The sequence below is a fragment of the Antrihabitans cavernicola genome (assembly GCF_008297975.1).
Lineage (GTDB): Bacteria > Actinomycetota > Actinomycetes > Mycobacteriales > Mycobacteriaceae > Antrihabitans > Antrihabitans cavernicola.
The window spans coordinates 275867-300897 of the sequence record NZ_VLNY01000005.1 but is presented as its reverse complement, the minus strand read 5'-3'; the positions used below and the strand labels follow the sequence as shown (position 1 = coordinate 300897).

The window sequence follows — 25031 nt, the reverse complement described above, 5'->3', positions numbered from 1 at the left end:
AATAGTATCTGAATACTGTTAGCATCTGTCTATGGATTCGAGTAACAGACAACCGCGGCGCGGACTCGTGATCGGATGCGGTGGCACCCTGGGTGCGGCCTGGACAGTGGCAGCGCTGAGCAATCTCGAGGACGAGCTCGGATGGGATCCCCGTGAGGCCGATCTGCTGATCGGAACCTCGGCAGGAGCCGAATTGGTAACCATGTTGGGTAGTGGCATCCGAGTCGAAGAGATTCTGGCCATGCAACTCGGCACCGCAACGGAACCCGCTCTCGTCGGCCACCTTGCGGATGCGCCCGGACGCTTTCCGCCCCTGCCGAAGCCTTGGCCGGGATCACCGCGACTGGCCGCCAAGCTGGCCGGTGTGCGATCGGCTGCCGGGCTCCTCCCCATCGGGTCCGGTGACGCCGCGTGGTTGGATCGTCTTGCAACACAGCTGAACCCGGGCAGTGAATGGGTATCGCATCCTGCGACCTGGCTGGTGGCGATGGACTACGACAGCGGTCGGCGAGTTGCGTTCGGCTCGCCCGGTGCCCCGCAGGCGACCATCTCGCAAGCATTACGCGCGTCGTGGGGGATTCCCGGTTGGTTCCCGCCGGTCGACATTGCGGGCCGCCGCTACGTGGACGGCGGAGTTGCCTCCACCGCGTCGGTCGACCTCGCGTTGCCGCTGCACCTGGACGAGGTGATCGTGTTGGCTCCCATGGCTTCTGCGTCGAGAATTCCCGCCAGCGGTCCGGCCAGGATCGAACGATTGCTCCGTGGCCACATGAGTACCGGACTCGACGGCGAGGTGGCGGCACTCGAGAAGTCGGGCACCCGCGTCGTGCGAATCGACGCCACCGATGCCGACCTGGCCGTCATGGGGCCCAACTTCATGGACGACCGTCGCCGACTCGCGACCCTCGAACATTCGCTGCGCAGCACCCGCGTCGCTGTTCGACGCGTGGCAGGAGCCCTCGCATGATCGCGCCCGGGCACTACGAGATCGTCGTCGTCGGTGCGGGAATCTCCGGGATCGGCGCCGCGATCGCGCTGGATCGGATCGGCGTGACCGATGTCGCGATTCTGGACAGAGGCACCGAACTCGGCGGAACCTGGCGGGACAACACTTATCCGGGATGCGCGTGCGACGTACCGTCCGGCCTCTATTCGTTCTCGTTCGCACCCAACCCCGACTGGTCCCGCCTATTCGCCGGACAGGCCGAGATTCGGGCTTACATCGAGAAAACCGCTGCTGCGCACAGGGTTCCGGAGCGCGTGAGTTTCGGCACCGAGGTGCTGCGGTCGCAGTGGAACCCGACGGCCTCGCGATGGACCATCGACACAACGAAGGGAACCTTCACTGCCAACGCCGTGATCGCGGCCGCCGGTCCGTGGAACGAGCCCCTGACTCCTGATATCCCCGGGCTGAACACCTTCCCGGGCGAGGTCTTTCATTCTTCGCAGTGGAACCACGATTTCGACCTGCGCGGCAAGCGCGTCGCCGTTGTCGGAACCGGTGCGTCCGCCGTGCAGTTCGTTCCTGCGATCCAACCGAAGGTCGGCCGGCTCCACCTGTATCAGCGAACCGCGCAATGGGTGCTGCCGAAACCGGATCATCCGGTACCGGGGGCCGAGAAGTGGGTGATGCGAAGCATCCCCGGCGCGCACAAGGCTCTGCGAGCGATCGAATACTCGATCATGGAAGGGCTCGGATTCGGGTTCCGGAATCCGTGGCTGCTGCGAACGGTTCAGCAGATCGGGCGCGCGCATCTGCTCGCCACGGTCCGAGATCCCAAGCTGCGCAAGGCGTTGACACCCGACTACACGCTCGGTTGCAAGCGCCTCCTGATGTCGAATACCTACTACCCGGCGTTGACGAAGCCGAATGTCGAGGTGCACCCGAATGCGGTTGCACGGGTCGACGGCAATACCGTGATCGGGGCCGACGGCCAACGTCGCGAAGTCGATGCCATCATCTTCGGCACCGGATTCCACGTTCTGGACATGCCCATCGGCGCTACCGTCTTCGACGGGCAGGGTCGAAGCCTCGACGACCATTGGAAAGGCAGCCCCAAGGCGTATCTCGGCACTGCGATCGCAGGCTTTCCCAATGCCTTCGTGCTGCTCGGGCCCGCGTTGGGAACCGGTCACACTTCTGCGTTCATGATCCTCGAGGCCCAACTCGACTATCTCGCGAAAGCCGTCGACTACGCGCGTGCCAACGACTGGTCCCCGATGTCGCCCCGGCGCGAAGTGCAGGAAGCGTTCAACGCAGAGGTCCAAGAAGCCCTGCAGGGCACCGTGTACAACGCGGGCGGCTGCCAGAGCTATTTCCTGGATGTGAACGGGCGTAACAGTTTCAACTGGCCGTGGTCCACGGACCGGATGCGGGACCGGCTCGGCGTATTCGACGCCGCAGCCTACGAGACGATGGAAACGGTGCACTGATGAACGTTCTCGGCAACAACTATCCCCGGATCGACCTCGCGTCCGCGACTGTCTTGATCACCGGCGCCGGTCGCGGCATCGGCAAGGCAACCGCGGCGGCGTTCGCTGCCACGGGCGCCCGCGTCGCTCTCGCCGATGTGGATCGAACTGCTGTCGACCAGGCCGCAACCGAGATCGGTTCTGCTGCAACCGCATACACCTTGGACGTCCGCTCTCGGGTGTCGTGGGACAAAGTGGTCGCCGATCTGGGGCGAGTCGATGTACTCGTCAACAACGCGGGGATCATGCCCATCGCGTCGTTCCTGGAGGAATCCGACGATGTCATCGACGCGACGATGGGCATCAACGTGCTCGGCCTTGTGCACGGGATGCGAGCCGTGGTGCCCGCCATGATCGATCGTGGTTTCGGCCATGTGGTGAACGTGTGCTCGCTTGCGGGAAAGCTGCCGATACCGGGGCTTGCGATCTACAACGCCAGCAAGTTCGGCGCGGTCGGGCTCACCCAGGCAACGCGCCTGGAGTTCGCGCCGCACGGGGTGAGTGTCTCGGGCGTGCTGCCGTCGGCAGTGCGTACCGGGCTCACGTCGGGACTGCAGCTCGGGCACGGCATGCCGACGGTCGACCCGGAAGACATCGCCGCGGCCATTCTGGAAACCTGCAAGTCGCGTCGGGCCGAAGTGCCGGTCCCGGGCTATCTTTCGGCGCTCGACCTCGGCCTTGCCGTGACTCCGGAACGGGTGCTGAACCTGGTGCGGCGTGCCGCCGGCGGAGATCGCGCGCTCGTGGGCGTCGATCGTGGTGCCCGGGCGGAGTACGCACAGCGCGTCAAGGAAGTCTCGATCGAGCAGTAGGGTCTGACGGATGAGTTCCGTCGTCCGCCTGTCGCTGGTGAGTCACGCGGCCACCGATGCCCTACGCCTCGTTCGATTTCCGATCGACGAATCGCTCAACGAGGTCGGTAGACGCGAATGTCGCAAAGCCGCACGAATGGCGGCGGCTCGGATCGTCACCGCGCCGGAATTGCGGACCATCCAGACAGCTGAAGCGCTCGGGTTACTGGGTGCCACAACGGATTCGGCGCTGGCCGACGTGGACCACGGCTCGTGGCGCGGGCTGTCGATGCAAGATCTGCCACCGGACGACGTCGCCACGTGGCTGTCCGATCCGACCTTCGCCGGGCACGGCGGCGAGTCGATCGTCGACGTGATCGAACGAGTGCGGACCTGGCTCGATCGAGTTGCCGATACGGAGACCGAGACCATCGCCGTAACCCACCCCGCGGTGGTCCGCGCCGCGGTGATCGTCACCTTGGACGCCCCGCCGGATGCGTTCTGGCGCATGGACATAGCGCCGTTGTGCATCACCCGGCTGCACCACCGCGGCGCGTGGACCCTGCGATCGACCAGTTTCGGGCCGGAGCCGCACTAACCGAAGTCGACTCCTTGCGCCAGCGGAAGCTGGTCGGAGTAGTTGACCGTGTTGGTGGCGCGTCGCATGTAGGTCTGCCATGCGTCCGAACCGGATTCACGCCCGCCGCCGGTCTCTTTCTCGCCACCGAACGCGCCGCCGATCTCGGCGCCCGACGTGCCGATGTTGACGTTGGCGATACCGCAGTCGGAGCCCTCCGGTCCGAGGAAGCTCTCGGCCTCGCGCTGGTCTGTGGTGAAGATCGCCGACGAAAGCCCCTGCGGCACAGCGTTGTGCAGTTCGATCGCCTCGTCGAAGGTGGAATAGGTCAGCACGTAGAGAATCGGCGCAAAGGTCTCGTCGCGCACCACCGACGTCTGCTCCGGCATCCGGACGATCGCGGGGGAGGCGTAATACGATTCGCCATCGCCAACCCTGTCGCCGCCGCACACCACTTCACCGCCGTCGGCGCGAGCCTTGTCGATGGCCGTGGCCATCGCGGTGAAGGATGCTTCGTTGATCAACGGTCCCACCAGCACGCCGTCGTCGAACGGATCGCCCACCTCGAGTTGGCCGTAGGCGTCCGCGATGCGGCGGACCAACTCGTCCGCAATCGACTCGTGGACGATCACCCGGCGCAGGCTGGTACAGCGCTGGCCCGCGGTGCCCGCCGCGGAGAAGACGATGCCGCGCACCGCGAGATCCAGATCCGCCGACGGCGCGACGATCGCACCGTTGTTGCCACCGAGTTCCAGGAGAACGCGTCCGAATCGGGCGGCGACGACGGGTGCGACCGTTCGTCCCATCCGCACCGAACCGGTCGCGCTGAGCAGGGCGACCCGCGAATCGGACACCAGTTGTTCGCCGACTGCGGCCGGTCCCTGGATCAGCTGATGAATCTCTGGATCCGCGCCGACATCGATGCACGCACGCTTCAGCAGGGCATCGCACGCGATTGCGGTAAGCGGTGTCGCTTCGGAGGGCTTCCACACCACCGTGTCGCCGCACACCAGGGCGATTGCCGTGTTCCACGACCACACGGCGACCGGGAAGTTGAAGGCCGAGATGACGCCGACCACGCCGAGGGGGTGCCACGTCTCCATCAGCCGGTGGCCGGGCCGCTCCGATGCCATCGTCTTGCCGTAGAGCTGGCGGGACAGCCCGACAGCGAACTCGCAGATGTCGATCATTTCCTGCACTTCGCCGAGTGCCTCGCTGGGGATCTTGCCCGCTTCCAGCGTGACCAACTCCGCGAGATCGTCCTTGTGCTGGGTCAACAGAATTCCCAGTTGCCGAACCACGCCGCCGCGAACGGGTGCTGGAACCGAGCGCCAGCTCTGGAACGCCTTGTGCGCCGATGTCAGTGCAGCGTCGACCTCGTCGGCGGTGCTGGGGCGCAACCGGCCGATCTCCTCGCCGGTGATCGGCGTTCGAGCGACCAGCGTGCCGTCCGCCGGATCGTCCAAGTGGACGCCGATCCTGCGTAGGGCTTCGTCAGCGCGCCCCTCGAGTGTCGACATTTCCGCTCCTTCCCAATTGCGCGAGCGCGTGTGCTCGCGACCTTTCCTGCTGCGTCCGATACAGGTCGTATGGATCGTGCACATCGACACCGATGGCATTGGACAGCCACGCGATGTCGTAGTTCTGGTACCCCGAATCCGCTGCGGAAATGCCCAGCGCTGTGTCGTTCGCGAGATTGACGTCCGCCAGATTCGAGGCGAATATGCCTGCCGCCGACCGGGGCAGAAAATCTTCGTAGACGATCGGATCGCCCACCATCGCGCCCTCGTCCACCCGGTATTCGAAGTAGGCGAGTCCGTCCGACTCGAGCTGCGCCTCCGTGTTCGGGAACTCGCGATCCCAGTCGGCGGCGGGCGCATTGCGATCCATCAGCGCGTCGTAGTGTTCCCGGCCTGCCGGCGTGAGCGCGATTCCGCGTGCCTCCACCTCGCCGAAGCGCACGCGCAAGGCACCGTCGTAGCTGGTCCCGTCCGCGGCGAGGAACCTGCGCGGCTCGGCAAGCGCCCGAAACGATGTCTGCCGCAGCAGGACGTCGGGTCCCGACCACGCGGGTGGCCCTTGAATCTCGTCGATCATGGTGATGCCGCGTTCGGACATGCGGCGGTAGAGCTCGTCGATGTCGAGCACGCGCGGCGTCAGATGATTGATGTGGGTGCTGGAGACGCCGCCGATATCCGCGGCGACAGCGGAGACCTGGCTCAGCTCCTCGTACCAGGCCGCGTCGATCGGATCGTCCGAGAGTGCGAAGACGGCCGTCGCCAAGCTGATCAGGCGTGTCGCCTCCGGCTCGTCCAGACCGCAGTCTGCCGCGGCCTGCCTGGCGAGGTCGAGCAACTCCGGTGCAAACAGTGTGCGTCGATCGAGGAACCGGTGCAGTCGCTGCGCCAGCTCGGCGTCGAAGAACCGCCGATCGTGGACCGCGAGCATCGAGGTGAACACCCGGAACGGGTTACGCGCCAGTTGATCGGCGTCGATCGGACGAAACGCCGTCGAGACCACGGGAACCGGCACCGGTGCGTCGCGCAGGTCGTAGAAACCCACCGGATACATGCCGAAGGCTGCGAAGACGGTGGCGACATCTCGCAGCTCGGCAGGTGTGCCCACCCGGATGGCGCCGTGGCGCTCCGCGGTCACGCGGGCAAGGCTGCCGAGCCGATCGGCATGCGGATCGCGGGCCGCCACATCGGCGTTGACTTGCTCGGCGACCGACACCAATGTGGTGTATTCGGGTACTTCGCGGCCGTACATCAGCGAGAGCGCCGAAGCGAAGCGGGAGCGTAGCTCCCATATTTCAGTCATTGGAGTCCCACCTCTGAGCTAGCCTTCGCTGGTGGTGGAAATTTCGAAGCAAACAGCGGGGTCGACGGGGCGAGCGGAGGCTGCCAAGCTCGCCCTCGACGATATCGATCGACTGCTGATTCGGGAACTGGTGGCCGACGGTCGAGCAACGTTGTCGAATCTCGCCGAGAAGGCGAGTTTGTCCGTCTCCGCTGTGCAGTCACGTGTTCGGCGGCTGGAGGCTCGCGGTGTGATTCGCAGCTATACCGCGAACGTAGATCCGGAAGCGCTGGGTCAGTTGCTCTCGGCATTCGTTGCCATCACTCCTCTCGATCCTTCGCAGCCCGACGACGCACCCGCACGGTTGCAACACATCACCGCCATCGAGTCCTGTCATTCGGTGGCGGGTGAGGAGAGCTATGTCCTCCTCGTGCGCGTCGCGTCGCCGCGCCACCTGGAACAGCTGCTCCACGAGATCAGGTCGACAGCCAACGTGAACACCCGTAGCACCATCATCTTGCAAACATTTTACGACAGATAGTCGGCTTGAGTGTAATTCTTCCTGGAAAGAACGTGGCAAACCGTTAATTTGTGTCGTAGCCTGTTGACATGACCACAGTACTTCCACCTCGAATCAGGCCCGACATCACCGCCGACACCGTTCGCGACGTCCTTCGCGCGCACATGCTGGCGGACGGTTTCGATCTGGTCCTGGATCTGGAACGATCGCGCGGTCTCACCTTGGTGGATCAGCGTGACGGCACCGGCTACCTGGACATGTTCGGTTTCTTCGCGTCGTCGGCGCTGGGAATGAACCACCCCGCCGTCGCCGACGATCCGGCGTTCGCGCGGGAACTCGCGCAGGTAGCAGCCAACAAGCCGAGCAACTCCGACATCTACACGGTGCCGATGGCGCGGTTCGTCGACACGTTCGCGCGAGTGCTCGGCGACCGTCGACTGCCGCACTTGTTTTTCGTCGATGGCGGCGCGCTCGCGGTGGAGAACGCGCTGAAGGTGGCGTTCGACTGGAAGTCACGGTTCAACGAGGCGCACGGACACGATCCCGAACTGGGCACGAAGGTGTTGCATCTGACCGAGGCGTTCCATGGGCGCAGTGGCTATACGATGTCGTTGACCAACACCGATCCCAACAAGGTGGCTCGGTTTCCGAAGTTCGACTGGCCTCGCATCGACTCCCCGTACCTTGCCGACGGCCGCGACGTCGACGCCGCGGAAGCGCACGCGCTGGAGCAGGCGCGACGAGCTTTCGCGGACAACCCGGACGACATCGCGTGCTTCATCGCCGAGCCGATCCAAGGCGAGGGTGGCGATCACCACTTCCGTCCGCAGTTCCTGCAGGCAATGCAGCGTCTGTGTCACGACAACGACGCACTGTTCGTCCTCGACGAGGTGCAGACCGGGGTCGGCCTGACGGGCACCGCGTGGGCATTCCAGCAACTCGGTCTGGAACCCGACGTCGTCGCGTTCGGTAAGAAGACCCAGGTGTGTGGCGTGATGGCAGGCGGTCGGGTCGACGAGGTGCCCGAGAACGTGTTCGCCGTGAGTTCACGGATCAACTCGACGTGGGGCGGCAACTTGACCGACATGGTCCGGTCGCGTCGCATCCTCGAGGTGATCGAGAGCGACGGGTTGATCGAGCGAGCACACGATCTGGGGGAGTACCTACTACACAGGCTCGAGTGGTTGGCATCGCGGCATCCGTCCGTCACGGAACCTCGCGGCCGCGGGTTGATGTGTGCCGTGACGCTGGAATCGGCCACCCTTCGCGACGAAGTCGTGACCGCGTTGCGCGAGCGTGAGCATGTGCTGATCCTGGGAACGGGCGCACGGGGTATTCGCTTCCGGGCGGCACTGACGGTCACGACGGACGAGTTGGATGCTGCGGTCGACGCGCTCGATCGGGTCCTCAGCTCGGTGGTGTAACCGTAACTCCCAGTGCACCTTCCGCGAATCTGCGGACGGCATCGGATGCGGTTGCCAGTGCGTCGTCGTGATCGCTGCGCGCCCATCCGGTGAGTGCGGCGGTGCCGTCGTTCCCGGGAGTGATGCCTACTTCGGCGAGCAGTTCACCGGTGTTGGGCTGACAGACCGCCCAGGAATAGTGCCGATCGGTGGTCCACTGCACGGTGCGGGTCGCAACGTAGTACGGATCGGTGATGCCACCTTCGGCGAGTGCGGGCGTGTCGTCGACGCGGTCGTCGCTGCGCAGTGCCCGGAGGTACCAGGCGCCCGCGTTCACCTCGACGGGCTCCACTAGTTGCGACCGCGACGCCGGTCGCGCCGGTCCCGGCGCCCGTGCCGTTCGTGATTGGTGCCGAACAACAGGACTCCTGCAGCCGGGATGGCGAGGAACCACAGCCAGCTACCGGTGACGAAGAACAGTATGACGGCGAGAATTGGGATGACGGCGATGATGCGACCGGTCCAGTCGGGGTGGAATCCGTGTCGCTCGACCGGCGTCGGTTTCGGTTCGGCCGGTGCGCGGCCGAAGTTCTGGGCGGTGCTCGCAGGCAAGTCGTCGAACACGCGATCCAGCTCGCCACGAGTCGCTGCCGTGGTGATCTGGCCGCTGCGCTCGTCGAACTCGGCGACACTCAGCCTGCCTGCGCTGAAATGCTCGCCGAGTAGATGCAGCGCTTGCTCTCGATCGAGCGTGCCGATTCGAATCTCGGGTGGTTCCGCCATCATTCGAGCCTAGCGTCAGTGCTCTGTTCGGTGAATCGTCAGCTCGACCGACGACGCCAGCCGGTACGGCTTGGTCTCGACCACCGATCCGAGCGCTCGACGCAGCCGCGACACTTCGGCGCGCACGGTGACGACGTGGTCGGGATCGCCGTAGATCGCCTGGCTCAACGCGGCAGCGGTCAACCCGGTCCTGCCGCTGTGATCCAGCAGTTGCAAGATCTCGGCGTGGCGCGAGGTGAGGCTGCTGCGCCACGAGCTCTCGGAGCCGGTCACCTCCACCGCAGGCGCTGCCGTGAGGTCGAGGACGATGCGAAACCGCGTCTCGTGACCGGAGGGCCGCACCAACCAACCGTCGGTGATCTGCTCCGGGAGGCACAGGCCGAGCCCGGGAATCGTCAGTGCGCGGTCGCTGCGTGGAGCCGCGATCCGGTCGCGAACAGCCACGCCGGACGTATGGGCGACCCAGCCGTGTTCGTCGACGATCAGCAGTGGTCCCTTGATCGAGGCGAGCAGCGGTGCGGATGCGGCGCGCAGCCGTTCCAGCCTGCTCTCGTGGTGACGCCACAGCTGCGATTCGGCAAGGCGCACAGCGGTTTCCACCAGCGCCGTGATGGTGGGATGCAAGGTGAGCGCGGGTCCGCTGACATCGACGATGCCCAGCAGCTCACCCGTTCGCGGATCGTGGATCGGGGCGGCAGTGCAGTACCAGGGATGCTGGGTCTGCTCGAAATGCTCGGCCGAAAACAGTTGCACCGGTGCGGCTTCCGCGAGAGCGGTGCCGATCGCGTTGGTGCCCACCATGGATTCGGTCCACTCGGCGCCCTCGCCGAAGCCGAGCTTGTCCGCGACGTGGCGCACGGCCGAGGATCCGGCGCGCCACAGAATGATGCCGTCGGCGTCGGTGACCACCAGCAACATCTGCGACGCGTCGGCGACGGCCGCGATCACCTGATCCAGTTCGCCGATCACTGTCGACAGCGGCGATGCGCGACGGCGTCGCTCCACTTCGTCGATGCCGAGCGGTGCGCGGGTATTGGTGCCGTCCGGAGTCAGGCCGGCGTCGAGCACTCGGGTCCAGGACCGGGCAACCACATCGCGGGGACGCATCGGCGGCGTGCCGCCACCGATCACCGCGTCGTGCATACGTAGCAGGTCACGCGCGTGTCGGGGCAGGTCGGTGCCCGGGCTGATCGCGCTGAAGCTACTCACCGTCGTGTTCTCTTTCGTGCAATCCGTTGCAACCCTTGTTGCGGTCCCCAGAAGGGCGTGTGCTCTGTGTCACACCACCATAAGGGAGTTTCGATGACACAGACACTGCAGCGGACGCTGCCGCAGGAACGGGTCGACAGTTGGCTTGCGGCATTCGAGGCAGCGCTCGCCGCACGCGATGTCGAGGCGGCGGCCGCAATGTTCGCCACCGACAGCTTTTGGCGCGATCTGGTCGCGTTCACCTGGAACATCAAGACGGTCGAGGGTCGCGACGGCGTTGCCGACATGTTGGGTGCCCGGCTCGACGACGTCGACCCGTCCGGCTTCCGTACCACCGAGACGCCCGACGAAGCAGATGGCGTGACCTCGGCGTGGATCGAGTTCGACACCGCGGTGGGCCGGGGGATGGGCCATCTGCGCCTGAAGGAGGATCGGCGGGCAGGAGCGGAGCGACCGGGGGAAGATCGCACTGTGGCGTGGACGCTGCTGACCACGTTGCGAGAGCTTAAGGGCTACGAGGAAGGGAAGGGCGAGCATCGTCCGATGGGCGTCAAGCACGGCGCCGACCCCAACCGCGTCACCTGGTCCGAGCAGCGTCAGGCCGACGAGAAAGAGCTCGGCTACACCCGCCAGCCCTATGTGGTGATCGTGGGCGGGGGGCAGGGCGGTATCGCCCTCGGTGCGCGGATGCGGCAACTCGGTGTGCCCGCGATCGTCGTCGATCGGTACGCCCGGCCCGGCGATCAGTGGCGTAGCCGCTACAAGTCGCTGTGCCTGCACGATCCCGTCTGGTACGACCACCTGCCCTACATGCCGTTTCCGGAGAACTGGCCGGTGTTCGCGCCCAAGGACAAGATCGCCGACTGGCTCGAGATGTACACGCGCGTCATGGAGGTGCCCTACTGGAGCTCCACCACCTGTAAGTCCGCGGCGTTCGACGAGGCGACGAAGGAGTGGACGGTCGTCGTCGATCGCGACGGCGAGGAAGTGACGCTGCGGCCGAAGCAGTTGGTTCTCGCGACCGGCATGTCGGGCAAGGCGAACGTGCCGACATTCAAGGGCCAGGACATCTTTCGCGGCGAACAGCACCACTCCAGCCAACATCCGGGGCCGGATGCCTACGCAGACAAGAAGGTGGTGGTGATCGGCGCCAACAACTCGTCGCACGACATCTGCGGCGCGCTGTGGGAGGTCGGCGCGGATGTGACGATGGTGCAGCGCTCGTCCACGCACATCGTGAAATCGGCGTCGTTGATGGATCTCGGTCTCGGTGACCTCTATTCCGAACGCGCCCTCGCGGCCGGAATGACAACGCAGAAAGCGGATCTCACGTTCGCGTCGCTGCCGTACCGGATCATGCACGAGTTCCAGATCCCGGTGTACGACGCGATCCGCGAACGCGACGCCGAGTTCTACGACCGTCTCGAGAAGGCAGGCTTCCAGCACGACTGGGGTGACGACGGGTCGGGGTTGTTCATGAAGTACCTGCGCCGCGGGTCGGGCTACTACATCGACGTCGGTGCGGCGGATCTGGTCGCGAACGGCGATATCAAATTGGCGCACGGCGGAATTCGAGAACTCACCGAGAACAGTGTGATCCTCGACGACGGCACCGAGTTGCCCGCCGACGTGGTCGTCTACGCCACCGGATACGGCTCGATGAACGGTTGGGCCGCCGATCTGATGGGGCAAGAGATCGCGGACAAGGTCGGAAAATGTTGGGGCCTGGGGTCCGATACCACCAAGGATCCCGGCCCGTGGGAGGGCGAGCAGCGAAACATGTGGAAGCCGACGCAGCAGGAGGCGTTGTGGTTCCACGGCGGCAATCTCCATCAGTCGCGGCACTATTCGCTCTACCTCGCGCTGCAGCTGAAGGCCAGGTACGAGGGGATTCCCACGCCGGTCTACGGACTTCAGGAAGTCCATCACCTGTCGTAGCCGAGCATCCAGCCAGCAGTTGTGCATGAAGGCAGGAGTTGAGCATGAAGGCAGCACGTTTCTACGGTCCGCACGACATCCGGATCGACGACATCCCCGAGCCGGCAACGCGGCCCGGCACCGTCAAGGTGGAGGTGGAGTGGTGCGGCATCTGCGGCACCGATCTGCACGAGTATCTCGACGGCCCGATCTTCGCGCCGCCTGCCGACGCGCCCCATCCGATCACCGGCGAGACGGTGCCGATCACCCTCGGCCACGAGTTCGCCGGAGTGGTTGCCGAGGTGGGGGCGGGAGTCGACGACGTCCGGGTCGGTGAGCGTGTGGTGGTCGAGCCGTACATCATCTGCGGCAGATGCGACGCGTGCACGCAGGGTAGGTACAACGTCTGTCAGACCTTGGGTTTCGTCGGTCTGTCCGGTTACGGCGGCGGGTTCTCGCAGTACGTCGTCGCCGAGCGAAAATGGATCCACAAGCTCGGTGAGCTGGGTACCGACGTCGGTGCGCTGGTGGAGCCGCTGGCTGTCGCCTACCACGCCGTGCGGTTGTCGAAGGCGCAGCCGAGTCATTCGGCGCTGGTGTTCGGGGCGGGTCCGATCGGGCTGGTGACGACGGCGGCGCTGCGGGCCGCGGGCGTCGAGCAGATCATCGTCGTCGAGCCTGCCGATGTCCGAAAGGCCAAGGCGCCCATCGCCGGAGCCGATCATGTGATCGACCCGACGGAGGGCAACGTCGTCGAACAGGTGCTGGAGGCGACCGGCGGCCGCGGTGCCGATGTGTCGTTCGAGTGCGCGGGAATCGACGCGGTGTTGAAGTCGGCGATTCAGTCGACCAGAGCGGGCGGCACCTGTGTCAACGTCGCCATCTGGGGCCACGAGGCGGCAGTTGCGATGAACGACTTGGTTTTCCGTGAGGTCAACGTGCTCGGCAGCCTGGCCTATGCCGACGACCATCCGGCCACCATCGCGATGATCGCAGACGGCAAGGTCGATCCGTACCAGTTCATCACTGGACGGATCGACCTCGACGACATCGTGAAGAAGGGCTTCGACGAACTGGTGAACAACAAAGAGGAGAACGTGAAGATCCTGGTCAAGCCGTAACGGGCGCTACGCGAAGAACTTTCGCAGGTCGGCGGTCACGTCGTCGGGGCGTTCGAGCGAAGCGAAGTGGCCGCCCTTGTCGAATTCGCTCCATGCCACGATGTTGTCGTTGTCTCGATCGGCCAGGGACCGGATCGACTTGAAGTCGTCGGCGAAGACGGCCACACCGGTGCGGGCCGAGTTGATCGCGGGTTCGGTGACTGCATGGGCTTCCTCGTAGTGGTAGCGCCCCGCTGCTGCAGACGAATTGGTGAACCAGTACAGCGACACCTCGGTCAGGATCTGTTCCTTGCTGACCAGGCTGGTGCCGTTGCCGAAGTTGTTGAACAGTTCGTTCCACGCCAGCTGGCCGACCGGCGAATCGGAGATGCCGACGGATACTGTCTGCGGGCGCGTCGAGTTGATGGCGTTGTATCCGCCGACCGACTGGAACCACTGCATGTGCTCCAGCGCGGCGTAGTCCTTCGGAGTGAACTTCTCGAACTCCGTCGGATCGCCGGACGGGAACGAGAACAGCTGCAGCACATGCAGACCGAGAAATCCTTCCGGGTTCAACAGGCCCAGCTCGCGGGAGATCATCGCGCCGCCGTCACTGCCGTGCGAGCCGTACGACGAGTACCCGAGCCTGCGCATCAGTGTGTCGAACGCGCGTGCCACGCGAGCCATGGTCCAACCACGCTCGTCGAGCGTGCTGAAACCGAAGCCCGGAATCGACGGAACCACCACGGAGAAAGCGTCTTCCGCCTTGCCGCCGTGAGCGACCGGGTCGGTCAACGGGCCGATCATGTCGAGGAAGTCGACGAACGAACCTGGGTAGGTGTGAATCAGCAGGAGCGGTGTGGCGTTCGCCTCGGCGGACGGTACGTGGATGAAGTGAATCGTCTGGCCGTCGATGTCGGTGAGGTGGTGCGGGAACTCGTTCATCCGGGCTTCCTGTGCGCGCCAGTCGAATTCGTGTTGCCAGGTGTCGACCATGTCGGCGAGGTAGCTGTTGGGGGTGCCGAGTTCCCAGTCGTCGCCGGGTGCGGCTTTGGGGAGGCGAGTGTTGGCGAGCCGGGCACGCAGGTCGTCGAGGTCGGCCTGGGCGACGGAGACGGTGAAGGGGCGAATGGTCGAGTCGTTCTTGTTTGTGGTCATAAAAGAACGGTAGAACGCATATAGGAACGATAGATTCCTAATGTGTGGGATGATTTTCCACGTGCGCGAAACGTCGTCTCGATTGCTCTCGTTGCTTGCCTTGATGCAGTCACGACCGGAGTGGCCCGGCTCCGAATTGGCGGAGCGACTCGGCGTGAGTACACGGACGATTCGCAACGACATCGATCGTCTGCGCGAGCTCGGTTATCCCGTCGATGCCACCCGTGGTGCGGCAGGCCACTACCGGCTCGGCGTCGGTGCGAAGCTGCCACCGTTGCTGCTCGACGACGAAGAGGCGGTCGCCGTCGCTGTCGGATTGAAAACCGGCGCAGGCGTGAGCGGCATGGCGGAGAGCAGCGCCCGCGCACTCGCCAAGCTGGAACAGGTGCTCCCGCACCGACTTCGCAGGCAGGTCAACGCGATCGGATCGACCATGTCGAAGGGGCCGGACAACACCGACAGCAACGTCGAGGATCCCGAGATCGCACCCGAGGTGCTGTCCGCCATCGCCGCCGCGATTCGCGACGAGCACTACCTGCGATTCGGCTACCTGGTGCCCGACGGTGAGGCCGATCCGTTGCCGATTCTGGTCGAGCCGTATCGACTGGTGAGTTGGGTTCGGTACTGGTATCTCGTCGGGCGTGACGAGCAGGGGCAATGGCGCACCTACCGCGTCGATTGGATCGACTTGCGTATGCCGACCGGCCGCCGCTACCGGCCGCAGCCGCTGCCCGGCGAGGACTACACCACCTTCGTCCTGCGTACCGTCGCGTCCACGGGATGGAAGGTGCATGCCCGGATCACAGTGCTCGCCTCCGCCGAAGAAGTCCTCTCGCGCATTCATGCCGCCGTCGGCATCGTCGAGTCGATCGACGAGTCCACCTGCGTTCTCGTCACGGGAGCGGACAGTCTCGAGGTGGTCGCCGTCTACATCGGCATGCTCGGTTTGGACTTTCGCGTCACCGGTCCGCCCAAGCTGATCGAGCACCTGCGGCTGATCGGTCAGCGGTATGCGAACGCGATCGTGTCAGGTAGCGACTAACTCGTCGCGTCGTCGGGCATATCGGGGTGCGAGGATTGCGCACACGATCAGCTGAATCTGGTGAAAGAGCAACAGCGGCAGCACGATCAGCCCGATCGGGTGACCGGCGAACAACACCGACGCCATCGGCAGGCCGCTCGCTAGACTCTTCTTGGAGCCGCAGAAGACGATCACGATGCGGTCGGCAATCGGGAACTTCAACGCCTTGCCGACCATCGTGGTCGCCACCAGCACAACCGCAAGGATGGCGGCACACACCACGGCGACGGCGACTATGCGCCACAACGAGATCGACGACCACACATGCTGATTCATGCTCTCGCTGAATGCCGAATAGACGACCAGCAGGATCGATCCGCGGTCGACGATCTTGGTGGGCTTGGCATTTCGGGTCAGCCACCCGATGACGAGGGGCCTGATCAACTGCCCGATCAGGAACGGCACGAGGAGTTGGGCGACGATGTTCAGGATCGAGGACGCGTCGACCCTGGTGTCGCCGGTCGTATGCACGAGCAGTATCACCAGGATCGGCGTCACGAAAACGCCGACGATGTTGGAGAACGACGCGCTCACCACGGCACCCGCAACGTTGCCCTTGGCGATGGATGTGAACGCGATCGACGACTGCACGGTCGACGGGACCAGGCACAGGTAGAGCACGCCGGTATAGAGGTCGTCGCTGAGGACGCTCGGCGCGAGGAATCGCAATGCCAGCCCGATCAGCGGGAACAACAAATACGTCGAGGCAAGCACCACCGAATGCAGGCGCCAGTGCTTGACGCCTTCCCAGGCCTCACGCGGCGCGAGTCGGGCACCGTAGATCAGGAACAGCAGCGCGATCGCGATCTTGGTGGCCCAGTTCAGGATGGTCTCGCCGACGCCGGTCGCAGGGAAGAGACTCGCCAACGCGGCGACGGCAACGATGCCGACCACAAAGCTGTCGAGCCGAGCCTTCCGCAACAAGTTCACTCGGGTAATGATATCCGCCGAATCCGCCCCCTTTCCCGTGGAGTGAACGGCACGCTCGTTCGGCCCAACGCAACGAAAGTGCCGTTCGCCCACTTGTCGGTGCTGCTGGCTAGCGTGGTGGCGTGACTATTCCTTCGCAACGTCCATTTCGCTTCGGCGTCAACATGCTTGCCCCGTCATCGCGCGACGAATGGGTCGGGCGGGCTCGACGGGCCGAAGAGCTCGGATACGACGTGATCGGTGTAGCCGATCATCTCGGCCTGCCCGCGCCGTTTCCGTCGCTGGTGCTCGCTGCCGAGGCAACCGAGCGAGTGCGACTGAACACCTTCGTGCTCAACACCGCGTTCTACAACCCGCTGCTCCTGGCTCGCGATCTCACGACCACGGACCGCTTCACAGACGGCAGGCTCGAGATCGGGCTCGGTGCCGGCTACGTCAAAGCCGAATTCGACGCCGCCGAGATGCCGTTTCCCGCGGCGCGCGCCCGCGTCGACCATTTGGAACACACAGTCGAAGTGCTGACGAAAGCCTTCGCCGACCCCGATTTCCAGCCCTCGCCGCTGCAGCAACCGGGGCCACCGCTGCTGCTGGCCGGCCGTGGCGATCGGGTGCTGGCGTTGGCCGCCCGGCACGCCGACGTCATCGGCTTCACCGGTGCCGCCGCGGGCAAGGACGGCGGATCGCCGACGCTGGGCAGCGGCAACGACGTCGACGAGCGGGTTCGGTACGTCCGTACGCTGCTGGCGGGGCGCACGGATTCTGTCGAGCTGAACGTCCTGATTCAGAAGGTTGCTGGCGAAGCAGATCGCGCTGCCCTGGTCGACGAGATCACGCCGTTCGTCACTGCGGAGGCGGCAGCCGCGGTCGACGATATTCCGACGGTCCTGGTCGGGTCGCCGACAGTCATGGCCGAGCGGCTGCGGGAACGACGCGACCGCTTCGGATTCAGCTACGTCACGGTGCTCGAAGACGCGATGGAATCTTTTGCTCCGGTGATTGGACTTCTGAAGTAGCAGCCTCCCGAAGGCGGGTGCGGACGGCGAGGGCGGCGCAGGCGATGACGGCGACTCCGCCGAAAACCGTTGTCCAGCCGATCTGTTCGCGCAGGATCAGCCATGCCCACGCAATCGTGAGCACCGGTTGGGCGAGCTGGACCTGACTCACCTGAGCCATCGGGCCGATCGCGAGACCGCGGTACCAGGCGAAGAAGCCGAGGTACATGCTCACCACCGCGAGGTAGGCGAATGCCAACCACTCGGTGCCGCTGGCGGAGGGCGGTCGAGTGATCACAGAGAAGCCAGCCAACGCGATCATCAACGGTGCGGCAAGGACCAGCGCCCACGACACGGTCTGCCATGCGCCGAGCTCTCTTGCGAGCAAACCGCCTTCGGCGTAACCGATCGCCGCCGCGACGACCGCGCCGAACAGCAGTAGATCCGACCAGTGCAGCTCGCCCAAGCCGCCGTTCTGCAACGAGGCGAAGGCGACGGCGGCGAGTGCGCCGAGACCGGCGAACACCCAGAACGACCGCGCGGGGATTTCCTTCCCGCGAACTACCGCGGTCACTGCGGTCGCTGCAGGCAGCAGGCCGATGACGACGGCACCGTGACTTGCCGGCGCAGTGGCCAAGGCGAACGACGTCAGAAACGGGAACCCGATCACCACACCACCTGCGACCACACCCAACCGCAGCCACTGATTCGTCGTCGGTCGGAGTTGGTGTGTCACGGCAAGCGCCACGGCCGCCAACGCAGCGGCGACCACTGCCCGGCCCGAGCCGATGAACAGCGGCGAGAGTCCGTCGACGGCCACGCGGGTGAACGGAACGGTGAACGAGAACGCGAGGGTGCCCAACAAACCCCAACCGAGTCCGGCGCGTATGGATAACGGTGTTGCTTGCGAGGCGATAACGCTACTCTGTTCTCTCATGTACGACGATAGCACCGAACGGATCGTCGCCGGACTGCGCCAATGGATCGCTACGGCTGCGCCAGGGGCGCGGGTGCCCTCGAACCGAGCTCTGGTTGCGCAGTACGGTGCGAGTCCGGTGACGGTGCAGAAGGCGATGCGACAGCTCTCGACATCAGGGTTGGTGGAGTCACGTCCCGGCGTCGGCACGTTCGTCCGCGCTGTGCGCACGGCTAAGCCGGTGGACTACGGCTGGCAGACCGCGCCGCTCGGTGCCCCGCTGTCGCGGATGGGTGCCATGTCGTCGACTCAGCGAATCGTCGCACCGGATGCGATCGGTCTGCATTCCGGTTATCCGGCGCGAGACCTGTTGCCGGAGCGCCTCGTTCGGCAATCGCTGGCGCGGGTCGCGAAGTCGGATGCCGCGACGACCCGCTCACCTGCGGCGGGCATGCCCGGCCTGCAGGAATGGTTTGCAAGTGAGTTGGCCGCCGTCGCACCGGCAGGTGTGACTCCAGCGGCAGCCCGCGACGCCTTGATCATCGCGGGCAGTCAAAGTGGGCTGAGTTCGATCTTCCGTGCTGTCGTCGGGGCGGGACGGCCGGTGTTGATCGAGTCGCCGACCTACTGGGGAGCGATACTCGCGGCGGCGCAAACCGGTGTGGTACTCGTTCCGATTCCCGTCGGACCGGACGGCCCCGACCCCGACGAGGTGGAACGCGCTTTCGCGCGCACGGGGGCTCGTGCGTTCTACGCACAACCCACCTTCGCGAATCCGACCGGCACTCAATGGCCGCCTGCCACGGGTCAGGCGATCCTCGACATCGTTCGCAAGCACGGTGCGTTCCTGATCGAGGACGACTGGGCGCACGACCTTGCGATCGACGCCGATCCGCGACCCATTGCGGCACTCGACGACGACGGGCACGTGATCTACCTGCGGTCGCTGACCAAGAGCGTCTCGCCCGCGGTGCGGGTTGCCGCCGTCATCGTCCGCGGTCCGGCACGCGAACGAATCCTCGCGGACCGCGCTGCCGAATCCATGTACGTCAGCGGACTATTGCAGGCCGCCGCCTTGGACGTCGTGACCCAGCCGGGATGGAGCGCACACCTACGCAGCGTTCGCGCACAATTGCGGTCCCGACGCGACATCCTGCTCGCTGCCGTACGCGAACACGCACCTGCGGTGACAGTGAATACCGTTCCTGCTGGGGGACTGAACCTCTGGGCGAGGCTGCCCGACGGCAGCGTCGTCGATCGCGTCGTCGCGGCATGCGAATTGCGAGGCCTGATCATCGCGCCGGGCACCGAGTGGTTTCCGGCCGAGGCGTCAGGACCCTACGTGCGTCTGAACTACGCGGGCGAGAGTCCGGATCGGTTCGCCGACGCCGCGCGCATCATCGGCGCGGTAGTCGGCGAACCGTGAGCCGCTACTTGAGCTCGGCGAGGACCGTTCCCTGAGTGATGGCAGCGCCGGCCTGCACCGTCAGGCCGGTGACCACACCGGCCTTGTGGGCGTTGACCGGGTTTTCCATCTTCATGGCTTCGAGTACGACGATCAGATCACCGGCTGCGACTTCCTGGCCTTCTTCGACAGCGACCTTGACGACGGTGCCCTGCATCGGGGCGGTCACGGCATCACCGGAGGCTGCGCCGCCACCTGCACCGCCACGCTTGCGAGGGGTCGGCTTCTTGCGCACCACACCGTTGCCGCCACCACCGGTGCCGAGGCTGAACTGGCCGGGCAGTGACACCTCGACGCGACGACCGCCGACCTCGACGACCACCTTCTGCCGCGGCAGACCGTCGTCCTCGGCAGGTTCACCGGCGGTGAACGGCTCCACCGTGTTGACCCAATCGGTTTCGATCCACTTGGTGTAGATGTCGAACCCGTTCTCGTCACCGACGAACGCCGGATCCTCGATGACCGCACGGTGGAACGGGATGACCGTTGCGAGACCTTCGATGGTGAATTCTGCCAACGCCCGACGCGACCGCTCCAACGCTTCCTGTCGGGTGGCGCCGGTGACGATCAGCTTCGCGAGCATCGAATCGAACTGGCCACCGATCACGGATCCGGAGACCACACCGGAATCGACGCGGACGCCGGGGCCGGACGGCGCGTCGAACTTGATGACCGGTCCGGGTGCAGGCAGGAAGCCACGGCCGGCGTCTTCACCGTTGATGCGGAACTCGAAGGAGTGCCCGCGCGGGGTCGGGTCCTCGGTGATCGCCAGCTTTTCGCCGTTCGCGATCGCGAACTGCTGACGCACCAGATCGATACCGGAGGTTTCCTCGGTGACGGGGTGCTCGACCTGCAGGCGGGTGTTGACCTCGAGGAACGACACCGTGTCGCCCTGGACCAGGTATTCGACGGTGCCCGCACCGTAGTAGTGCGCTTCCTTGCAGATCGCCTTCGCCGAGGCGTGAATCTTCGCGCGCTGCTCGTCGGTCAGGAAGGGGGCCGGGGCCTCCTCGACCAACTTCTGGAACCGGCGTTGCAGCGAGCAGTCGCGGGTACCGGCGACAATGACGTTGCCGTGCTGATCGGCGATGACCTGGGCCTCGACGTGGCGGGCCTTGTCCAGGTACTGCTCGACGAAACACTCGCCACGACCGAACGCGGCGACGGCCTCGCGGGTGGCGGATTCGAACAACTCGGGGATCTCTTCGATGGTCTGCGCGACCTTCATACCGCGACCACCGCCGCCGAACGCTGCCTTGATCGCGACCGGAACGCCGTATTCCTTGGCGAACGCGACGACCTCGTCGGCGTTCTTCACCGGATCCCTGGTGCCTGCCGCCATCGGAGCCTTCGCCTTTTCGGCGATGTGGCGGGCGGTGACCTTGTCACCCAGATCGCGGATCGACTGCGGCGACGGTCCGATCCAGATCAGGCCGGCATCGATCACGGCTTGCGCGAAGTCGGCGTTCTCCGAGAGGAACCCGTAGCCGGGGTGGATCGCGTCGGCGCCGGACTTCTTCGCCGCGTCGAGGATCTTGTCGAACACCAGATACGACTCCGCCGACGTCTGGCCACCCAACGCGAACGCCTCGTCGGCAAGGTGTACGTGCGGGGCATCGGCGTCCGGCTCCGCGTACACCGCCACGCTGGCGAGCCCGGCATCCGCCGCCGCCCTGATCACACGAACCGCGATCTCTCCACGGTTCGCTACGAGGACCTTGGTGATCTGCGCGCTGGCATGACTGGGCACTGAGCCTCCTGTGTTCGCATCTCATCGGCCGAGGTCAGCCGATCGTCTTACTGTCGCTCTATCGGAGCCTAAGCAACAATCCGTCTGACACTGTAACCGGATCGACATGGACCGGAGTATGCGCGGCACCCATCCGAATCGCTACTGATCAGTAGCGTTCCGGTTATCGCAGGTGCCGTTTGATTCTGGCCAGCATCGCCGAGATCCCGCGCAGCCGAAGTGGACTGACCGCATCGGCCAACCCCAGGTTCACGTAGAAGTCGTCGGGCACGTCCAATATCTCCTGCGCACTCAACCCATCGAGTCCCTGAGCCAGGATCGACGCGAAACCGCGGGTGGTCGGCGCCTCCGGCGGCGCACTGAAGTACAGCCGAACCTTGGCTGGATCGGCGGCATCGACCGACAGGAACAGCGGCGACTGGCATTCCGGGACCGGTTCCATGGCGTCCTCGGCCAATTCCGCGGGCAGCGGAGGGAGTTCGCGGCTGAACTCGAGCAGCAATTGCAGCTTGTCCTGACCGTCGACGGCGGCGAAGTCGTCGACTATCTCCGCCAGTGCAGCAGGCAGACCTGTCACTGTGCGGCAACCTCGCCTGGTTCGTCGCCCTTGGCGATCGGGACCCGAACGGTGTTCCCCCATTCCGTCCACGACCCGTCGTAGTTGCGGACCTTGTCGAAGCCCAGCAGGTGGGTCAGGACGAACCAGGTGTGGCTGGAGCGTTCGCCGATGCGGCAGTACGCGATGACATCGTCGCCGGCATTGAAGTCGCCGTAGACCTCCTGCAACTCCGCCAACGACTTGAACCGACCGTCGGGTGCCGCGGCTTTTGCCCAGGGAATGCTTGCCGCAGTGGGGATGTGGCCGCCGCGCAGCGCACCCTCCTCCGGGTAGTCGGGCATGTGGGTGCGCTCGCCCGTGTACTCCTGCGGCGACCGAACGTCGATCAGCGGGCCCTTGCCCAGATGACCGAGCACATCGTCCTTGAACGCGCGAATGGCGGCGTCGTCACGCTCGACGACCGGGTAATCGGTCGGTGCGTCGTTCGGCACGTCCAGGGTCGTCTCACGCGCCTCGGACAGCCACGCGTCACGACCGCCGTCGAGGAGTCGCACGTCCTTGTGTCCGAACAACGTGAACACCCACAACGCGTACGCGGCCCACCAATTGCTCTTGTCGCCGTAGATGACGACGGTGTCCTCGCGCCCAATTCCCTTGCGGCTCATCAGCTGTGCGAACTGCTTGCCGTCGATGTAGTCGCGAGTCACCGGATCGTTCAGATCGACATGCCAGTCGACCTTGACGGCGCCAGGGATGTGGCCGACGTCGTAGAGCAGCACGTCTTCGTCGGACTCGACGATCTTCACGCCGCGGTCACCGATCTTCGACGACAACCATTCCGTCGATACCAGCCGATCGGGGTGGGCGTACTTCGCGAAAGCGGGATTCGGATCGGACGCAACGGGCACGGCGGGGGCTCCTTCTCGAACAAGCGGCTTCTCGGCAGTCGGCAACCAGTGCGTCACGGCACGGTCTACCCGATGGTAGTTCTTCGATAACGGAACACTCGGTCGGTTAAGGTCGAGTACGGGGAAACAGGGGGATTTCACATGTTGGAGTCATGGCCGCGCCGTCGGCTACTGAAGATACTGCGCGACGCCGATCGTCCGCTCGACGCACGCACGCTGTCCGAACGGACCGGGCAGCACGTGACGACTGTCCGTTTTCATCTCGAGGTGCTGACCAAGAACTCGGCTGTCCGGCCGGTACAGCTGGCACCGCAGGGCCGGGGACGGCCGTCGACCGGGTACTCCGTGGTGCAGCGTTCGGCCGGCTATCAGGAGTTGGCCAGGGTGCTCGCGGATCAGCTCGGCGTCGACAGGACTCACCGTCTCGATGCGGCCGTCACCGCAGGGCGAGCGTGGGCCGCCAAGATCGACGATTCCGTGCAGTCGGTCGACACACTCGACGACGCGAAGCGGGCAGTCACGACGGCGCAGTCGCAGTTGGGGTTCGCGCCGGTGCCCGAGCGGACGAATGCCGATGCGGAAAACGACGGCACGCCGGTGTCGATCCGACTCACCGCGTGCCCGTTGCGCGCTCTGGCCCGTACCAATCCGGACGTGGTGTGCGGTGTACACCTCGGCCTGCTCCGGGAGATGCTGGACAGGGCGGGCGCCCGCGGCGAGATCAACGCGAGTCTGCATCCATTCGTCGAACCCGACGTCTGCCTCGCCCGGTTGGCTCGCGCCTGATCAGGCCGACCACAGCTGGGCCACACCGACACCGACATCGTTGAGCAGCTTGCGGACCAGCGGCAGTCCGATCCCGATGACGCTCGACGGATCACCGTCGATCTTCTCCACGAACCAGCCGCCGAGTCCGTCGAGGGTGAACGCGCCCGCAACCTGCAACGGTTCGCCGGTTGCCAGATAGGCCTCCAGATCGGCGGCGGCAGGCGTTCCGAAATGCACAGTGGTCGTGCTGGTGGCGCCCGAGCGTGCGGTGATCTTGCCGTCGATCAATCGCAGCACGCTGTGCCCCGTCAGCAGGTCACCACTACGACCCGCCATTTGCGACCAGCGCTCGCGCGCTACGTCGACGGAGTGTGGCTTGCCCTGCAATTCGCCGTCGATGTGCAGCATCGAATCGCAGCCGACGATCACGCAGTCCAACGCGTCGGCGCCGTCGAGCCAGCACACGCCGTCCAATCCCGCGGTCAGTTCCGACGCCACCGATTGCGCCTTCGCCTGGGCGAGCGCGATCACGACATCTGCGGGGGAGGTGTCGGCGGGCAGCGTCGCGGCGACAGCGTCCTCGTCGACGTTCGACACCCGAACGACGGGTTCCACTCCTGCCGACCGCAGCACGGACAGTCGGGCGGGCGATGCCGAGGCGAGAACCAGTCGGGTCAAGCGCGCGGAACCGACAGGTGGACGAACGAGTACGGCGAGAACGGCGAGTCGCCTCGATGCATCGACACCGGCGCTCCCCACAGCTCGGGTGGACGCGTCGACTCGGGCGTCTGCGCTGCGTCGGCGGCCGCCGCGCTCAGCACGGCGACCAGCGCTGCCACCTCGTCGTCGGTGGGCGATCCCTTCACGACCGAGAAAGCCGGCTCGGCAGGCTTGGTCTCTTCGGTATTCACAGCTTCATGGCTCACAGTGTCA

The 25031-nt window shown here is 65.3% G+C and carries 25 protein-coding genes; 12 read left to right on the top strand and 13 right to left on the bottom strand.

Annotated elements, in window-relative coordinates; translation table 11 throughout:
- Positions 1-31 precede the first annotated feature (31 nt).
- From FOY51_RS13310 to FOY51_RS13295, 4 genes are read left to right on the top strand one after another with little or no spacing between them, the layout of a single operon-like run.
- Complete coding sequence (locus tag FOY51_RS13310) at positions 32-967, top strand: patatin-like phospholipase family protein (protein WP_149430710.1); 936 nt, start codon at positions 32-34, stop codon at positions 965-967.
- Positions 964-2433, top strand: coding sequence for a flavin-containing monooxygenase (locus FOY51_RS13305; RefSeq protein WP_149430709.1), 1470 nt, complete (start codon positions 964-966; stop codon positions 2431-2433). Before FOY51_RS13310 ends, FOY51_RS13305 begins: the two co-directional genes overlap by 4 nt.
- A complete protein-coding gene (locus FOY51_RS13300; protein ID WP_149430708.1) occupies positions 2433-3284 on the top strand; it encodes an SDR family oxidoreductase in 852 nt (283 codons plus the stop codon). Before FOY51_RS13305 ends, FOY51_RS13300 begins: the two co-directional genes overlap by 1 nt.
- A 10-nt stretch (positions 3285-3294) precedes the next feature.
- A complete protein-coding gene (locus tag FOY51_RS13295) occupies positions 3295-3861 on the top strand; it encodes a histidine phosphatase family protein (RefSeq protein WP_149430707.1) in 567 nt (188 codons plus the stop codon).
- Here FOY51_RS13295 and amaB read toward each other — a convergent pair.
- Together amaB and hglS are read right to left on the bottom strand one after the other, a co-directional pair.
- Entirely contained in the window at positions 3858-5360 is a 1503-nt protein-coding gene (gene amaB, locus FOY51_RS13290) for an L-piperidine-6-carboxylate dehydrogenase (RefSeq protein WP_149430706.1), read from the bottom strand. The two genes, FOY51_RS13295 and amaB, sit on opposite strands and share 4 nt — an antisense overlap.
- On the bottom strand, positions 5335-6660 hold the full coding sequence (hglS, locus tag FOY51_RS13285) for a 2-oxoadipate dioxygenase/decarboxylase (RefSeq protein ID WP_149430705.1): 1326 nt from the start codon (positions 6658-6660) through the stop codon (positions 5335-5337). Before hglS ends, amaB begins: the two co-directional genes overlap by 26 nt.
- Positions 6661-6694: 34 nt before the next feature.
- Between hglS and FOY51_RS13280 the strand changes: the two genes are divergently transcribed.
- Complete coding sequence (locus FOY51_RS13280) at positions 6695-7180, top strand: Lrp/AsnC family transcriptional regulator (protein ID WP_290367893.1); 486 nt, start codon at positions 6695-6697, stop codon at positions 7178-7180.
- Positions 7181-7248: 68 nt separating this feature from the next.
- Complete coding sequence (gene lat, locus FOY51_RS13275) at positions 7249-8583, top strand: L-lysine 6-transaminase (protein ID WP_149430704.1); 1335 nt, start codon at positions 7249-7251, stop codon at positions 8581-8583.
- Here the strand turns inward: lat and FOY51_RS13270 are convergent.
- The 3 genes from FOY51_RS13270 to FOY51_RS13260 are packed head-to-tail and all read right to left on the bottom strand — an operon-like array spanning position 8567 to position 10554.
- Positions 8567-8914 (bottom strand): hypothetical protein, encoded by a 348-nt coding sequence (locus FOY51_RS13270; RefSeq protein ID WP_149430703.1) that lies wholly within the window; start codon positions 8912-8914, stop codon positions 8567-8569. The two genes, lat and FOY51_RS13270, sit on opposite strands and share 17 nt — an antisense overlap.
- Entirely contained in the window at positions 8914-9345 is a 432-nt protein-coding gene (locus FOY51_RS13265; RefSeq protein ID WP_149430702.1) for a DUF1707 SHOCT-like domain-containing protein, read from the bottom strand. The genes FOY51_RS13270 and FOY51_RS13265 overlap by 1 nt, the downstream gene beginning before the upstream one ends.
- 15 nt (positions 9346-9360) lie before the next feature.
- Entirely contained in the window at positions 9361-10554 is a 1194-nt protein-coding gene (locus FOY51_RS13260) for a helix-turn-helix domain-containing protein (protein ID WP_149430701.1), read from the bottom strand.
- A gap of 93 nt (positions 10555-10647) precedes the next feature.
- Between FOY51_RS13260 and FOY51_RS13255 the strand changes: the two genes are divergently transcribed.
- Together FOY51_RS13255 and FOY51_RS13250 are read left to right on the top strand one after the other, a co-directional pair.
- Complete coding sequence (locus FOY51_RS13255) at positions 10648-12492, top strand: flavin-containing monooxygenase (protein ID WP_149430700.1); 1845 nt, start codon at positions 10648-10650, stop codon at positions 12490-12492.
- Between the two features lie 44 nt (positions 12493-12536).
- The gene (locus FOY51_RS13250) at positions 12537-13592 is read left to right on the top strand and encodes a 2,3-butanediol dehydrogenase (protein ID WP_149430699.1); all 1056 of its coding nucleotides are present in this window, start codon (positions 12537-12539) and stop codon (positions 13590-13592) included.
- Positions 13593-13598: 6 nt separating this feature from the next.
- On the opposite strand, the gene FOY51_RS13245 is transcribed toward FOY51_RS13250, so the two are convergent.
- Entirely contained in the window at positions 13599-14729 is a 1131-nt protein-coding gene (locus tag FOY51_RS13245) for an epoxide hydrolase family protein (protein ID WP_149430698.1), read from the bottom strand.
- Positions 14730-14790: 61 nt separating this feature from the next.
- Between FOY51_RS13245 and FOY51_RS13240 the strand changes: the two genes are divergently transcribed.
- On the top strand, positions 14791-15771 hold the full coding sequence (locus tag FOY51_RS13240) for a helix-turn-helix transcriptional regulator (protein ID WP_149430697.1): 981 nt from the start codon (positions 14791-14793) through the stop codon (positions 15769-15771).
- Here FOY51_RS13240 and FOY51_RS13235 read toward each other — a convergent pair.
- Positions 15757-16740 (bottom strand): bile acid:sodium symporter family protein, encoded by a 984-nt coding sequence (locus tag FOY51_RS13235; protein ID WP_149430696.1) that lies wholly within the window; start codon positions 16738-16740, stop codon positions 15757-15759. The two genes, FOY51_RS13240 and FOY51_RS13235, sit on opposite strands and share 15 nt — an antisense overlap.
- A gap of 122 nt (positions 16741-16862) precedes the next feature.
- Between FOY51_RS13235 and FOY51_RS13230 the strand changes: the two genes are divergently transcribed.
- Complete coding sequence (locus tag FOY51_RS13230; protein ID WP_353961369.1) at positions 16863-17753, top strand: TIGR03621 family F420-dependent LLM class oxidoreductase; 891 nt, start codon at positions 16863-16865, stop codon at positions 17751-17753.
- Here FOY51_RS13230 and FOY51_RS13225 read toward each other — a convergent pair.
- Positions 17695-18669: a DMT family transporter gene (locus tag FOY51_RS13225; RefSeq protein ID WP_149430695.1), complete on the bottom strand. Its 975-nt coding sequence runs from the start codon at positions 18667-18669 to the stop codon at positions 17695-17697. The genes FOY51_RS13230 and FOY51_RS13225 overlap by 59 nt on opposite strands.
- On the opposite strand from FOY51_RS13225, the gene FOY51_RS13220 reads away from it, so the two are divergent.
- Positions 18668-20074, top strand: coding sequence for an aminotransferase-like domain-containing protein (locus FOY51_RS13220; protein ID WP_149430694.1), 1407 nt, complete (start codon positions 18668-18670; stop codon positions 20072-20074). The genes FOY51_RS13225 and FOY51_RS13220 overlap by 2 nt on opposite strands.
- Positions 20075-20078: 4 nt before the next feature.
- On the opposite strand, the gene FOY51_RS13215 is transcribed toward FOY51_RS13220, so the two are convergent.
- The 3 genes from FOY51_RS13215 to FOY51_RS13205 form a co-directional block, all read right to left on the bottom strand.
- Complete coding sequence (locus tag FOY51_RS13215) at positions 20079-21863, bottom strand: acetyl/propionyl/methylcrotonyl-CoA carboxylase subunit alpha (protein ID WP_149430693.1); 1785 nt, start codon at positions 21861-21863, stop codon at positions 20079-20081.
- Positions 21864-22026: 163 nt separating this feature from the next.
- A complete protein-coding gene (locus FOY51_RS13210) occupies positions 22027-22440 on the bottom strand; it encodes a SufE family protein (RefSeq protein ID WP_187776303.1) in 414 nt (137 codons plus the stop codon).
- Positions 22437-23330, bottom strand: a complete 894-nt coding sequence (locus tag FOY51_RS13205) for a sulfurtransferase (protein ID WP_149430691.1) — start codon at positions 23328-23330, stop codon at positions 22437-22439. Before FOY51_RS13205 ends, FOY51_RS13210 begins: the two co-directional genes overlap by 4 nt.
- Before the next feature lie 141 nt (positions 23331-23471).
- On the opposite strand from FOY51_RS13205, the gene FOY51_RS13200 reads away from it, so the two are divergent.
- Positions 23472-24116, top strand: coding sequence for a helix-turn-helix transcriptional regulator (locus FOY51_RS13200; protein WP_187776302.1), 645 nt, complete (start codon positions 23472-23474; stop codon positions 24114-24116).
- Here FOY51_RS13200 and FOY51_RS13195 read toward each other — a convergent pair whose 3' ends face one another.
- Together FOY51_RS13195 and FOY51_RS13190 are read right to left on the bottom strand one after the other, a co-directional pair.
- Positions 24117-24776, bottom strand: a complete 660-nt coding sequence (locus FOY51_RS13195; protein ID WP_149430690.1) for a Maf family protein — start codon at positions 24774-24776, stop codon at positions 24117-24119. It abuts the gene before it with no gap.
- Positions 24773-25009 (bottom strand): acyl-CoA carboxylase epsilon subunit, encoded by a 237-nt coding sequence (locus tag FOY51_RS13190; RefSeq protein WP_371830442.1) that lies wholly within the window; start codon positions 25007-25009, stop codon positions 24773-24775. The genes FOY51_RS13195 and FOY51_RS13190 overlap by 4 nt, the downstream gene beginning before the upstream one ends.
- Between the last annotated feature and the right edge of the window lie 22 nt (positions 25010-25031).

Coding starts and splice junctions, on each gene's coding strand:
- FOY51_RS13310 (WP_149430710.1), top strand. CDS start 32: ATGGATTCGAGTAACAGACAACCGCGGCGCGGACTCGTGATCGGATGC.
- FOY51_RS13305 (WP_149430709.1), top strand. CDS start 964: ATGATCGCGCCCGGGCACTACGAGATCGTCGTCGTCGGTGCGGGAATC.
- FOY51_RS13300 (WP_149430708.1), top strand. CDS start 2,433: ATGAACGTTCTCGGCAACAACTATCCCCGGATCGACCTCGCGTCCGCG.
- FOY51_RS13295 (WP_149430707.1), top strand. CDS start 3,295: ATGAGTTCCGTCGTCCGCCTGTCGCTGGTGAGTCACGCGGCCACCGAT.
- amaB (WP_149430706.1), bottom strand. CDS start 5,360: ATGTCGACACTCGAGGGGCGCGCTGACGAAGCCCTACGCAGGATCGGC.
- hglS (WP_149430705.1), bottom strand. CDS start 6,660: ATGACTGAAATATGGGAGCTACGCTCCCGCTTCGCTTCGGCGCTCTCG.
- lat (WP_149430704.1), top strand. CDS start 7,249: ATGACCACAGTACTTCCACCTCGAATCAGGCCCGACATCACCGCCGAC.
- FOY51_RS13265 (WP_149430702.1), bottom strand. CDS start 9,345: ATGGCGGAACCACCCGAGATTCGAATCGGCACGCTCGATCGAGAGCAA.
- FOY51_RS13255 (WP_149430700.1), top strand. CDS start 10,648: ATGACACAGACACTGCAGCGGACGCTGCCGCAGGAACGGGTCGACAGT.
- FOY51_RS13250 (WP_149430699.1), top strand. CDS start 12,537: ATGAAGGCAGCACGTTTCTACGGTCCGCACGACATCCGGATCGACGAC.
- FOY51_RS13245 (WP_149430698.1), bottom strand. CDS start 14,729: ATGACCACAAACAAGAACGACTCGACCATTCGCCCCTTCACCGTCTCC.
- FOY51_RS13220 (WP_149430694.1), top strand. CDS start 18,668: ATGTACGACGATAGCACCGAACGGATCGTCGCCGGACTGCGCCAATGG.
- FOY51_RS13225 (WP_149430695.1), bottom strand. CDS start 18,669: ATGAGAGAACAGAGTAGCGTTATCGCCTCGCAAGCAACACCGTTATCC.
- FOY51_RS13200 (WP_187776302.1), top strand. CDS start 23,472: ATGTTGGAGTCATGGCCGCGCCGTCGGCTACTGAAGATACTGCGCGAC.